The organism is Alteribacter keqinensis (assembly GCF_003710255.1).
GTDB classification, from domain to species: Bacteria; Bacillota; Bacilli; order Bacillales; family Salisediminibacteriaceae; genus Alteribacter; species Alteribacter keqinensis.
In genome coordinates this window covers 1,150,139-1,162,834 of record NZ_RHIB01000001.1, presented here as the reverse complement: position 1 = coordinate 1,162,834, position 12,696 = coordinate 1,150,139, and the positions used below count along the sequence as shown (strand labels likewise).

Sequence of the window (12,696 nt, the reverse complement as noted above, 5' to 3'; positions counted from 1 at the left end):
AGTACACTAGAACGCAAATATAGGGTAGAGGGGAATCGGCAATGGTTGAACTTAAAGGACTCACTAAACGGATCGGCCGGCACACACTGGTAGATGATTTAACACTTTTAATCGGTAAAGGGGAGGTTTTCGGTCTTCTCGGACCAAACGGAGCAGGAAAAACCACCACAATCAGAATGATTACAGGGCTCATTAAACCGACGAAGGGGGAAGTAACAATCGCCGGTTATTCCGTTACAGGTGAATTTGAAAAAGCGATCGAAAATATAGGGGCGGTTGTAGAGAATCCTGAAATGTATGGATATTTATCAGGGTACGAAAATCTTCTTCACTATGCCCGGATGCATAAAACAATAACGAAAGGCCGGATCAGGGAAGTAGTCGGGCTTGTGGGACTTGAAGAAAGGATTCATGAAAAAGTTAGAACGTACTCTCTGGGCATGAGGCAGCGTCTCGGTCTTGCACAGTCGCTTCTACACAAACCGGGGGTACTTATACTTGATGAACCGACAAACGGACTCGACCCGGCGGGCATTCGGGAATTGAGAGAGTACCTGAAACGCCTTGCCCGTGAAGAAGGAATAGCTGTGATCGTCTCAAGTCACCTTCTCGCTGAAATGGAGAAAATGTGTGACCGGATTGCAATTATCGATAAAGGCAGATTGATTGGTGTAGAACAAGTGGATTCATTCGTGGGGGCAAAAAAACAGAAATGGCTCATCTTATTGAATGAGGTAAAGACAGCCGAAAAGGTCCTTGCAGAAAAAGGCATCCTTTACTCAGCAGAAGAAAGAAGTGTAACGATTGAAGCCAAGAAAGAACAAATTCCTTCAGTGATTGCTTCTTTAGTAGAAAAAGAGTGTAGTATTTATGAAGTCTCACCAATCAAAAAGGCTAGTCTTGAAGAAGAATTCCTATTAGTTACAGGGGGAGCAAAATGATGATGATCAGGCTAATTCAAAATGAATGGATGAAAATCAGACGGCGGACAGGGACAAAAGTGATGGTATTTTTGCTCCTTGCTTTCGTTATCCTCGGAGCTGTAATGACATCGTTTCTTTTAGCTGACGAAAACACTTCTTCATCAGAAAACTGGCAGGATCAGCTCGCAGCGGAAAACCGGATAATCGAAGAGCAACTCACCGAAGAAAATCTTCCTCCAGGGACGCAATATCAACTACAGGAAACACTTATGAAAAACGAGTATCACCTTGAACACGAAGTGGCCCCGCTTCCAGGTGATCATGCCTACTCCCTTGTCATTGACCATGCCATGCTCACATCCATTGTGACCGTTTTTGCTGTTATTATCGGGGCAGGAATCGTTTCGGGGGAGCACTCAACAGGCACGATTAAACTTTTACTCGTACGCCCTGTAAGACGATGGCGGATCCTTTTATCAAAATGGGCTGCGACACTTCTTACTGCATTATTAATGACGGCTATCCTGCTTTTATCAACATTAATCACGGGCCTCTTCGTGTTCGGATTTGACTTTACTCCTGTTCGTCATGTAGAAGTCATAAACGGGGAGATCCGGGACTGGCATGTGATTTCCTACATCCTGAGCGCCTACAGCCTTCAGTTTGTCGAGCTCATCATGATCGCTGCAATGGCCTTTATGATAGGCACCGTTTTCAGAAACCAGGCACTGGCAGTAGGGGTTTCACTGGTGGCTATGTTTATGGGTGGACAGGTTGTTTACCTTCTGAGCGGCTATGAATGGGCAAAATACATTCTGTTTGCCAATACCAGGCTCGTCCAGTTCCTTGATGGGGCACCGTTAATACCATCGCTCACGGCAGGTTTTTCTGTAACGATGCTGATTCTTTATTTTACCGCCTTTATGCTTCTGACGTTTGTTGTGTTTATGAAAAGAGATGTGGCAGACTGATGGGTTTGGTACAATAGAGCTTATGAAAACCTCTGGAAAAGGAGGCTTGAGAAAGTGACTTTATCATTTGATCATAACCGGCCGATTTATATACAAGTAATGGAGCACGTCTATGGACAGGTGTGCCGGGGAGAACTGAATCCCGGGGACAAGCTGCCTTCTGTAAGGGAGATGGCTGTAAGCGCCGGGGTAAACCCGAATACAATTTCACGGACGTATATGGAAATGGAAAGAGAAAAAGTCGTTGAAACCAAGCGTGGACAAGGGACCTTTGTTACAAAAGAACAGTCGGTCATTGACGAGCTAAAAGAATCAGCAGCCACAAAAGAGACAGAGAGATTTGTAGACGCTCTTACACAGTATGGCTATACAGAAAAAGAAGTTTTGACACTGTTACACGAATATCTGAACCAAAGAGGTGAAGCACATGACCACGAGAAGGGTTAGTACAGAGGATCTGACTAAGAAATACCTTGGGAAGCCGGCACTGAACGGGGTCAGCATCGACCTGAATGAACCGGGAATTGTAGGACTAGTGGGTCCAAATGGCAGCGGCAAGTCAACGCTTTTGAAAATTATTGCAGGATTGCTGAAGCCGTCTAAAGGAAAAGTACTTGTGATGAATCAAGTGCCCGACAGGCTGATCTCGAAGGAGACAGCATACCTCTCAGAAGTGGACTCCCTCTATGATTATCAAAAAGCAGGAGAGGCTGTGACATTTTTCAGCCGGATGTACCCGGAATTTTCACCGGAAAAAGCGAAGGAGATGTTAAGGGAGCTGGAAATTGACCTGAATGATAAAATCAAGCACCTCTCCAAGGGAAATAGAGCAAGGGTCAAATTAGCGCTCACCCTTGCAAGGGATGTTCCGCTTCTTCTGCTGGATGAACCTCTGTCCGGTCTCGATCCGATTGTAAGAGAAGAGATATTGAATATGATCATCCGCTATACCAACATCGAAAATCAGATGACAATTCTATCCACTCATGAAGTGGCAGAGGTGGAGCCCTTTCTTGATCACATTTTGTTTATGAAGGAAGGGCGGATTCTGCTTTCTGAGAATGTAGAAACCCTCAGGGAAACACAAGGGAAAAGTGTTGTTGAGGCAATGAGGGAGGTGCTGAAATGAGCTGGCTCATGTTGTTGAAAAAAGAGTTGCGGCAGAATACATTTGTCGCAGGATTAAATTTGGCACTTTTATTGGTCATCCTTGTCTTTCTATGGTACCAGGTTGACAGAAACCCGGGTAACACCATGTTTATCTTTCTTTTGATACCGGTTGTCTTCTTTCATCTTTTTTATGTGTTTATCGTTATCCTTGTATCTATGAGAAGAGAATGGAAAGAGGGGACGGCGCTGCTTTGGATGAACCTGCCCCACAGAGGCTGGAAGTTGCTGTCGGCCAAGCTGGCTTCGGCATTTATTCTTTTTACGGCTTCACTTTTGATTACGATGACTTCTCTTTATGCTTTACTTCTGGCTTCAAGGGATGCGTTTATAGGGATGGGAATTCAAGATTTTTCGTCTCTGTACCTGGAATACTTCGGCTGGATTTTTGCGTTTATCACTCACGGGGCCCTGTGGCTTGGTCTTACAGGCTTATTTATTTACGTGCTGTCAAAAGTCATTAAACCTTTGGGCTGGCTGTTGGGAATTGGAATCTCGATCGGGCTGAACATCGTCTGGTCATGGGTCAATGATACAGCCCTTTACACGGGAATTGCACAATGGATCCCCCTGCTCAAGATTGATAACATCCCTGAAGGTATAGAGTTGGAAATGGAGGGCCTTCCTGTAAATGCACAGGGAAGCATCGAGGTTTTGTATCTGAGCCAGGTCATTATTGAATTCGGACTGCTCACAGCTGCGTTCGCCGGCATCTGCTGGCTGTTTGACAAAAAAGCAGAAGTGTAACAGCCCGGACGCGCTGTACCTCAAACAAACCTTCTAAAAAAACTTAAAACGATAAAAAAAGCGGGGCGACTTGTTCGCCCCGCTTTTTTTGATTAAGTAATTTACCGGTGATTGTAAGTATCTGTTTCTTTATCAGTCACGGAACGCATAGTAGATCATCACAATAATCGTTGCAAAAGCCATGATTGTTAATGGCAGCTGTGTAACCCATGAAACTGATTCCTCTTCACCATTACCACCGCCACCGCCGGCAGCATAAGTCATCATTACTGGGGTGAAGAAAAAGGCAGCAAATAAAAACATTGATGAGAGCCATTTCTTTAATGTCATCTGTCATACCTCCTTGTCGAACATTGCGTCATTTGGAAAACGTTCAATTTAATTATAGACAACGCAGCGCTGAAAGGCAAAAGGTTGTTCTAAAATAAAAATATGAATATACCCTTACTTCAGTACAAGTGGTTGTAAAAGCTCCGCTGAACACCGTCCGCTCGCTTTCCGCGGCGGTGCCGGTGAGCCTCCTCGGGCACTGCCCTGCGGGGTCTCTCCTGGCCCCCACTGCCGCAGGAGTCTCGCTGCTGGTGTTCAGCTGCGCATGTCAACAAGGACCATCACTTGATCTTTAATGGCTCACTGACTAAGAGGTATACTCATTAATAAAAATATCTCAAGGGAAGAGCCGTCAACAAATCAGATATCTGTCATATAACAATAGTAAGAAAGAGAACTGTTTTATAGTGTTTACCTGAATTAAAAGGAATAAAGACGTTTAATACAGGATGATTCAAGGTGAAGATCATTGACTGTTTTATAATAGATGTTGATTTTAATTTATTGTTGTATTACAATGACCATATCAAAGACAACGGAGGGGAAAAACATGATCCAATCGAGTAAAGAGTTTTTTCAGAATCTTCCACCAAAAGAGTGTACAAAGTGCGGCGAAGTATTTGAAGAGATGGCAGAGTGTTATTATCACCAATGTGATAAATGCGTATCAGAGATCCGATAGTTTAAAATCCTCCGGTTTATGGGCCGGAGGATTTTTTTGCGTTTAAGTTTTAGAAGGGAAATTGTCATTTCCAAAGAATTGAAAAAGATAAGGTGTTTTTATAAGGGGGGCGACACAGGTGATTGTCCGTGAAGATGAGTCAGGTTTTTTTCTGTTCGAACAGGACCGGCACGCGCACCTGTCTGGAATTATCAGCGAAGCGTGGGATAACAGGTATTTTACAGGGATTGACAAGAGAACAAGCACAGGACTTGCCATTACACACCACGACAGAGGATGGGCTTTACTCGACAGGAAGATCCTTTTGCATCATAAGACGAAACGTCCCCTTTCTTTTATTGATTACCCCCTGAGGAAAAAAATAGCTGTTTATAAACAGGGGGTTGATGAAATTGAACAGGTAAATCTGTACAGCGCGCTATTAATGAGTCTGCATTATACAAGTTTTTTCAGGGGGAAGCTTGATATAGCCGGCTGTACCTTCAGAGAAGAAGAGCAGAACCGGCAGTCAAGGCTCAGGGAATCTTTAGCGTTTACTGAAAAAGATGAACAGGCTCTGAAGTTTCATTACGATCTTCTTCAATTTTCAGATAATTTGTCCCTTTATGTTTGCATGAATGAATGGGGGGCCGAAAAAGAAAGGGAGGTCCCTTGGTTTAGTGAAGGGTTTCCCCAAAGGTTCGGTGTTTTCCATAACGAGCGCGTGAAGGCCCGGTGGAAATCAAAAACAGAAGTATTGGTCTCTCCTTTTCCGTTTTCGGGGACCCGTCTGACCATTACAGTTCCTTTCAAATACATCGAAAAAGTGACGTTTCAGGAAAATGATCCGAACAGGATATACAGGGAGACTTCTTTTCTGTATCATGATGTTACGTTTACTGAGGGAGGATAAAAGATGACTGAAATGATAAAAAAAGCGGAGGCATGGGCCAGGTCTTTTTTTGATACAGATTCAACAGGGCACGACTGGTTTCATACTGACAGGGTAAGAAAAATGGCTCTGACTATTGCGGGGGAGGAGGGGGCCGACCTGTATGTGACAGAGATGACTGCTTTACTCCACGATATTGCAGATGATAAATTTTACTCCAGTGAAAAAGAAGGGGAAAGGGTGGTAAGAAGATGGCTGCATGAACAAAAGGTGCAACAGAAAGAGATCATTTTAAGCAATATCGCATCCGTCAGCTTCAGCAGTGGAGAGACGCCTGAAACCCTTGAGGGGAAAATCGTACAGGACGCGGACCGCCTTGAGGCCATCGGGGCCATCGGCATTGCCCGCTGTTTTATGTATGCCGGAGCAGCCGGTGATCCCATGTATGACCCTGACATTAAAGTACGAAGTGAAATGTCAAAAAAAGAATACCGAACCGGGAAGTCGACGGCTGTAAACCACTTTTACGAAAAGCTGTTAAAGTTAAGCTGTAAAATGAATACGAATACTGGAAGGAATCTTGCAAAGGAGAGGCACCGTTTCCTGGAATCGTTTCTCGGAGAGTTTTTTGATGAATGGGACGGTCGGAAGTAGCCTGTTACTCATGTTTATAAAGCTGGTGAAAAGGGCACATACATACTTAAGGCGAAAATGCTTCATATTAACGTTGGACATCAGGACACAATTTAAAAGAGGTGTTGCAAAATGAGACTGAAAGATAAAAAAGTGCTCACGGTTGTTGATCACGAATTTGAAGATTTGGAACTGTGGTATCCCATTTACAGACTCCAGGAAGAAGGAGCAATTGTGCACATCGCCGGAAAAGAAGGCGAACATACGTACACAGGTAAATACGGTGTTCCTGCCAAAAGTGATTACAGCTTTGATACTATTCAAATTGAAGAATATGATGGCATTCTCGTTCCTGGCGGCTGGGCACCGGATAAACTGAGACGCTACGATGAGGTTCTTGATATGGTAAAATTCATGGACGAAAAACAACGGCCGATTGGACAGATCTGTCATGCCGGCTGGGTTCTTATCTCAGCCGATATTCTCCGGGGGAGAAAAGTGACAAGTACACCGGGCATTAAACATGACATGATGAACGCAGGGGCGGAATGGCTTAATGAAGCTGTCATTACTGACGGACATTTAATATCCAGTCGGAGACCCCCGGATCTGCCTGCCTATGCAAAAGCATTTGCCGATGCTTTGGCTGAGAACAGCAAATAAGGGCCAAAAAGGAGCACTGCTCCTTTCTTTACATAATTTCTAGCATTGCTCACGGAAAGGAGCTCACAATATGTCGTGGGAACGAGATATTACCTGGACGGAACTACTTCCGGTAGACGCCATGGATTTATCGCAGCTGAACCCTCAGGAAAGCCACACTCCTGTGATGGACTATCTTCAATTTTATCATTATAATCTCAAGACACTCGCTGGTTACCGGTGCGAACTTGTAAATACGATGAGGGCTGATGTACACGTACAGCTTTTTACACCTGAAAATCCCAAAGGGACTATTCTCCTTGTTCACGGTTATATGGATCATACGGGAGGACTCAGTGCCTGTGTGAATGCCTTTTTGAAGGAATCGTATGAAGTGGCTGCAATCGATCTCCCCGGGCATGGTCTGTCCAGCGGGGACAGGGGCGCCATCAGGGACTTCTCTCATTATGTAGATGCAGTAAAAGCCGGATGGGGGCAGCTGGACAAATACCGTTGTGCAGGTCCCGTCTACGGCCTTGGGCACAGTACCGGCGGAGCCGTTTTGTTTCACGGGGTTTCAGAAGGAGTGCTTCCCTTAAAAGCATTAATGATGGCAGGTCCTCTGTACCATCCCTACCAATGGAAATGGGTCCGTCTTTTGCTGCCTGTAGCAAGTAAATGGGTAACTAAAAAGAAAAGGCGTTTTAAACAGAACTCAAAAGATGAGAGGTATCACCTTTTCTTAAAACATGATCCTCTCCAGGTCCGCGAACTGCCTACATCGTGGCTCATGGCACTGACCGAATGGCAAAAGGATATTCTTGCCTGTTCAAAAGTGGAAGTTCCGGTCTATCTGCTTCAGGGAACAAAGGATACAACGGTGCAGTGGCAGGAAAATGTGGAGTTTTTTAATGACAAGTGCAAGGATCTTCAAGTTGCCCTTTTTGAAGGAGCAGGCCACCAGCTGTTAAATGAAAAGGAAGCGATTCGTGAGCTTGCATTTGAACGAATGTCTTCTTTTATCCATGGCAGGAGTGCCTGGCAGTCCACTCTCGAAAAAGAACCGGAAAATGAAGACTGAATGAAAGGTACCACTGGCAAACAGTCGTGGTGCCTTCTTTAAGGCATTAAAACGCTATATATGGTAAAATAAGAAAGCCTTCAGGTTTTTTATTGGATTTTGTCTGAAGGAATTATAGAATAATAGCCTTTAAACAATGCGAAATCAGTAGGTGATAACTTGTTAATAGAACGGGAGACTTTTGTAAAAGCAATTCTGGCAGGTGATCAGGGAAAAGCCCTTCATACCATAAAATCATTACGAAAAAAACATTCGAGACTTGAATTATATATGAATGTCATTACACCAGCCATGTATGAGGTAGGACGGCTCTGGGAAGAGAATGAAATAAGTGTTGCAGACGAACACTTGGCTACAGGTGTGTGTGATTTCGTTCTTTCCCAGACCGAATATGATCTGGTTCATACACAGCAAAATGATGCACTGCCTAAAGCAATGTTCTTTTCTGTACAGGATGAATGGCATCAGCTGGGCATAAAAATGGTATCCATCCTGTTTAAGGAAAAAGGCTGGAACGTCCGTTATTTAAACGCGAACCTCCCGCTCGATCACGCCATCAACAATGCGAAGGTATGGAAGCCGGAAGTTGTTGGGATGAGTCTCGCACTTGCACACCGGCTTACCGATTTACCGGATTACCTGGAAGCCTTTGCGAAGCTCCCGTCGAAACCGAAGATTTTGATTGGTGGAAGAATTATGTCATCGTATGACTTTACTGAAGCTGTCACTCCCAACACAAAAGTAATTAAAGACTTATATCAGTTAGATGACTGGCTGGAAATGACTAAACGGAACAGGCGGGATGGATTCGATGCTCAATCAAATACCTCTTCCATTCATTAGGATTAAATCAAACTACGAAGTGGTGGATACTTCGGAACAGGCCAGGAACGAGTTTCCAAGTGTAAAGTCGTTTCTGGATCTTATAGACAGGGACAGCAGGGAAAAAGCGAAAAAATTAATCAGCCCTGCTCACCGTACATTTAACCTGGAGTTGAATCTGCTGACAAAAGAGCATCCTCTTGCCTTATTCGACGTTTATGGGAAATGGACAGCCGATGAAGAAGCCAATATTATTGTCGTTTCAAAGGATACAAGACTTCAAAAAGTGGAAGGACAGCTGATGACCCTTCAAAAAAGACTGAGGAACACCAATTTCGAGCTTTATGAAAAAAATGAGGAACTGGAAGAATCCATTGCCCGGACCAACCGTCTCTCGGGTCCTTTTATTACCTTAAGCGATGAAGTTGCCCTTGTTCCCATTTTTGGAGATTTGTTCGAAGAGAAACTCCAGGCCGTCAGAAAAAATATCTACGATGCCGTTTACGGCGGGGAATTTGATAATGTACTAATTGATTTTACCGGTGTGGGGATTGTAAAGAAGGAAGGGCTTCAAGGGATCAGGGAGATTTTTCTTGCCCTCGAATATATGGGCGTACAGGTGATTATTATCGGGATACAGCCTCAGCACGCCCAACAGATGAAATCATTTAAAGAAGAACTGAATATGACATATATTCAATCTGCCAAAGAAGCGATTCGACGCTTCTTAATTGAATCCTGACCTCAAAGACCACTCTTCATGACGGAGTGGTCTTTGCAGTTTCAGAGAGATGGAGGGGTATGTGGTAACTGTAGAAAAAACAAGTCCAAAAAAACCAGGAAACCCGGTCATTGTCCGTATTTTAAGTGTGATCCTTATTATCTGGATCATGGTTTATTTTTTCCCTGTAAGTGAGCGCCCGTATCAATCATTTTTCAGCAATGACACTGATGTACTCGTCATAGCGCATCAGGGCGGAGAGCACCTGGCACCATCAAATACGCTCGTGGCTTTTGAAACAGCAAGGGAGTTAGGTGTTGATGTGATCGAATTTGATGTACATATTACAAAAGACGGACACCTTGTGGCAATTCATGATTCAACGGTTGACAGAACAACAGATGGGGCCGGGAAGGTGAATGACCTCACTTTAGAGGAAATTCAGACTCTGGATGCGGCTCATTATTTCCAGGATTTAGAAGGAGGATACAGTTTCAGGGAACAGGGGATTACCATTCCGTCGGTGCGTGAGATTTTCGAATCATTTGGGGATATAAGGCTGAACATTGAGTTAAAAGCTACGAACGATGATGATCGTCACGAAGAAATGGTGGAAAAGATGTGGTCACTTATCCAGGAGTTCAATATGGAAGAGCTCATCCTTATAGCAAGTTTTGATCAGAACATTATCGATCATTTTAAGGAGGTTTCAGAAGGACGTACAGCTGTAAGCGGCGGCCGGCAGGAGGTTAGGAACTTCGTCGTGCTTCACAAGTTTCTGTTAAGGGGGCTATATTCTCCTTCTGTGGATGCTGTGCAAATCCCGGTAGAGGAAAGTATTTTTAACCTGGCAGACCAGGGGTTAATCAGAGGAGCCCACAGGCGGGGGATGGCTGTTCATTACTGGACGATAAACGATGAAGAGACGATGCGGAAGCTGATTGCTCTCGGCGCTGACGGAATTATAACAGACAGACCCGACCTTCTGCTTAATGTGCTCGGGAGAGATTGAAGACTAAAAGAGAGAGGCTGGGACAGAAGTGTTTTAGTCAACGAGAATCCGAACAAATCCTCTAAGGTGTAAATAAACAGCTCCTGAAATATACTCCGCTTTCCGCGAGAAGCGGTTTACCCTCCTCCAGCTTCCCTGCTTCTTCCTCTGCTAGCTAACCTTTGCAACTGTATGCGTCGAAGCAACTCGTCGCATTTTCATGAAGTAAACGCTCGTCACTGCGGGGTCTCACCTTAGCTTTTCAGAAGGCACTGAAAAAGTTCGATCTTTAACTTTTCCAGTGCCTTCTAAGCGATGAGCGTAACGATTGCCATTTTTAAAAGCCTGGTATGAGTAAATTTCTCGTGCAACCGCTGAAGCAAATGCCACTCAAATAAAAGGCATTGAAAAAGTTGTTTTGTACTTCTTCAATGCCTTCGCTTTTCATCCCGCAGGAGTCTGCGTATATTTCATCCGCTATGTTAGCGCATTGTTCAGATTCTCAGTTAAACACTTCCTTAATGTCCCAACCTTTCTTGAGCTGTATATACATCCCTTCTCCTACTGTTCTGAAGAACGTTTACGACGTGGTTCTTTTATTCCCTGTTCTACGGCAAGCTCCGAAGCTACTTTAGGAGCAGTCCATACTAACGGGAACAGGATAAAGGAAACGGGTACGGCGGTTATAACGATGAAAGATTGAAGAGCGTCCACACTTCCTTCGCCGATATATAACAATACCGATGCCACAGCCCCCATAATAGAGGCCCAGAAAACCCGCAATACACTTGATGGATCTCCGCTGCCTGTTACTGCCATAGAGATGGTATAGCTCATGGAGTCACTCGTTGTCGCCACGAAAACAATGGTAACAAGAAGGAACGCTGCTGCTAACAGCCACCCCAGCGGAAGCTGTGTGACGATTGCAATCATCGATGCAGGAAGTCCCCCTTCGTTGAGAGCATCAGACACGGAACCGGGGTTCATCAGTTCCAAGTGTATACCTGTCCCCCCGACTACTGTAAACCAGAAGTTTGTGACGACAGGCGCGATAACAGCAACTGCAACAACAAGTTCCCGTATCGTACGCCCCCGGGAGATACGGCTGATAAAAATAGCCATCATCGGACCATATCCGATAAACCATCCCCAGAAGAACACTGTCCAGAAAGCAAGCCATGCAGGGTCGTCACGGTAGAGGCTCATCGGTAAAAACTCCCGCAAATATACGCCGTACGTTCCTATAAACTGATCAATTACAAATCCGCCCGGTCCTAAAATGAGGACAGCAATAATCAGAATGAAAGTAAAGATAACGTTGAACCGGCTTAGAATCTGGATTCCTTTATAAATCCCGGTGACAGCAGAAACCGCTGCGATACCCACAAGTCCGATCACGATCAGAAGCTGGGTAAAAAACACATTCGGTATGCCAAACAAGGCATTAAGCCCGTACGCGACTTGAAGCCCCAAAAATCCGATGGGTCCTATGGTACCTGCTGCAACGGCAATAATGGAGAAAGCGTCAACCATCGTACCGAGAGGGCTGTTTTTCATAATTTTTTCCCCAAATACAGGATAAAGAAGTGTTCTCGGTTTCAAAGGCATTCCTTTATGGTAGTGGCCGTACATCAATACGATCGCACCGAGAGTACCAAGGATTGCCCATGCAAGGAATCCCCAGTCCAGAAATGACAAACTCAATGCAGGTATGACGGCTTCCGGGGTACCCGGATCTATCCCGGGAAACATGGGAGGTACATCAATAAAGTGGTACATAGGCTCTGCTGCAGCCCAGAACACACCACCGCCTGCAAGCAAGGTACACATAATAATGGATATCCATTTAAACGTGCTCATCTCCGGGTCTTCCCGTTTACCTAAGCGGATCCTGCCATGGGAGCTGAAAGCAAGTACGAGAGCGATGATAAATACCGACAGCATCAGCAGCTGCCAGAAAGCCCCGAAATAATCAGCTGAAAATCCAAAACCGGCATCTACCAGACCGGAAACAAAGTCCACATCAACCAAGGCTGAAATGACAAATAATAACAGCAGGCCACCACTGATTAGTGTAACCGGCCAGTCAAAAGACTGTTTTAATTTCAAATAAAG

Annotated in this window: 15 protein-coding genes; 13 read left to right on the top strand and 2 right to left on the bottom strand. The window is 44.7% G+C overall.

Going from position 1 to position 12,696, the window contains the following annotated elements:
* The first annotated feature begins 41 nt into the window (after positions 1-41).
* The 5 genes from EBO34_RS05715 to EBO34_RS05695 are packed head-to-tail and all read left to right on the top strand — an operon-like array spanning position 42 to position 3,808.
* Positions 42-941 carry an ABC transporter ATP-binding protein gene (locus tag EBO34_RS05715; RefSeq protein ID WP_122896954.1) on the top strand — a complete coding sequence of 300 codons (900 nt, stop codon included), beginning with the start codon at positions 42-44 and terminating at the stop codon, positions 939-941.
* Positions 941-1,894, top strand: a complete 954-nt coding sequence (locus tag EBO34_RS05710) for an ABC transporter permease (RefSeq protein WP_183163731.1) — start codon at positions 941-943, stop codon at positions 1,892-1,894. The genes EBO34_RS05715 and EBO34_RS05710 overlap by 1 nt, the downstream gene beginning before the upstream one ends.
* 54 nt (positions 1,895-1,948) lie before the next feature.
* Positions 1,949-2,341 (top strand): GntR family transcriptional regulator, encoded by a 393-nt coding sequence (locus EBO34_RS05705; protein ID WP_122896952.1) that lies wholly within the window; start codon positions 1,949-1,951, stop codon positions 2,339-2,341.
* Entirely contained in the window at positions 2,322-3,023 is a 702-nt protein-coding gene (locus EBO34_RS05700; protein WP_122896951.1) for an ABC transporter ATP-binding protein, read from the top strand. The genes EBO34_RS05705 and EBO34_RS05700 overlap by 20 nt, the downstream gene beginning before the upstream one ends.
* Positions 3,020-3,808, top strand: coding sequence for an ABC transporter permease (locus EBO34_RS05695; protein ID WP_122896950.1), 789 nt, complete (start codon positions 3,020-3,022; stop codon positions 3,806-3,808). Before EBO34_RS05700 ends, EBO34_RS05695 begins: the two co-directional genes overlap by 4 nt.
* A 132-nt stretch (positions 3,809-3,940) precedes the next feature.
* Here EBO34_RS05695 and EBO34_RS05690 read toward each other — a convergent pair whose 3' ends face one another.
* The gene (locus EBO34_RS05690) at positions 3,941-4,138 is read right to left on the bottom strand and encodes a hypothetical protein (protein ID WP_122896949.1); all 198 of its coding nucleotides are present in this window, start codon (positions 4,136-4,138) and stop codon (positions 3,941-3,943) included.
* A 487-nt stretch (positions 4,139-4,625) separates the two neighbouring features.
* On the opposite strand from EBO34_RS05690, the gene yhfH reads away from it, so the two are divergent.
* The 8 genes from yhfH to EBO34_RS05650 all read left to right on the top strand — a co-directional run bounded on the left by yhfH (position 4,626) and on the right by EBO34_RS05650 (position 10,602).
* Entirely contained in the window at positions 4,626-4,820 is a 195-nt protein-coding gene (gene yhfH, locus EBO34_RS05685) for a protein YhfH (protein WP_346725795.1), read from the top strand.
* A gap of 118 nt (positions 4,821-4,938) precedes the next feature.
* Positions 4,939-5,712: a DUF3891 family protein gene (locus tag EBO34_RS05680; protein ID WP_183163730.1), complete on the top strand. Its 774-nt coding sequence runs from the start codon at positions 4,939-4,941 to the stop codon at positions 5,710-5,712.
* 3 nt (positions 5,713-5,715) lie between these two features.
* Entirely contained in the window at positions 5,716-6,345 is a 630-nt protein-coding gene (locus EBO34_RS05675) for an HD domain-containing protein (protein WP_122896946.1), read from the top strand.
* A 111-nt stretch (positions 6,346-6,456) separates the two neighbouring features.
* Positions 6,457-6,987: a type 1 glutamine amidotransferase domain-containing protein gene (locus tag EBO34_RS05670; protein WP_122896945.1), complete on the top strand. Its 531-nt coding sequence runs from the start codon at positions 6,457-6,459 to the stop codon at positions 6,985-6,987.
* A 70-nt stretch (positions 6,988-7,057) separates the two neighbouring features.
* The gene (locus EBO34_RS05665; RefSeq protein ID WP_122896944.1) at positions 7,058-8,047 is read left to right on the top strand and encodes an alpha/beta hydrolase; all 990 of its coding nucleotides are present in this window, start codon (positions 7,058-7,060) and stop codon (positions 8,045-8,047) included.
* A 159-nt stretch (positions 8,048-8,206) separates the two neighbouring features.
* Positions 8,207-8,890 carry a cobalamin B12-binding domain-containing protein gene (locus EBO34_RS05660; RefSeq protein WP_122896943.1) on the top strand — a complete coding sequence of 228 codons (684 nt, stop codon included), beginning with the start codon at positions 8,207-8,209 and terminating at the stop codon, positions 8,888-8,890.
* Entirely contained in the window at positions 8,859-9,611 is a 753-nt protein-coding gene (locus EBO34_RS05655) for an STAS domain-containing protein (protein ID WP_183163729.1), read from the top strand. Before EBO34_RS05660 ends, EBO34_RS05655 begins: the two co-directional genes overlap by 32 nt.
* Positions 9,612-9,672: 61 nt before the next feature.
* The gene (locus tag EBO34_RS05650) at positions 9,673-10,602 is read left to right on the top strand and encodes a glycerophosphodiester phosphodiesterase family protein (protein WP_249414019.1); all 930 of its coding nucleotides are present in this window, start codon (positions 9,673-9,675) and stop codon (positions 10,600-10,602) included.
* Positions 10,603-11,142: 540 nt separating this feature from the next.
* Here EBO34_RS05650 and EBO34_RS05645 read toward each other — a convergent pair.
* A complete protein-coding gene (locus EBO34_RS05645) occupies positions 11,143-12,690 on the bottom strand; it encodes a BCCT family transporter (protein ID WP_122896940.1) in 1,548 nt (515 codons plus the stop codon).
* Positions 12,691-12,696: the final 6 nt, after the last annotated feature.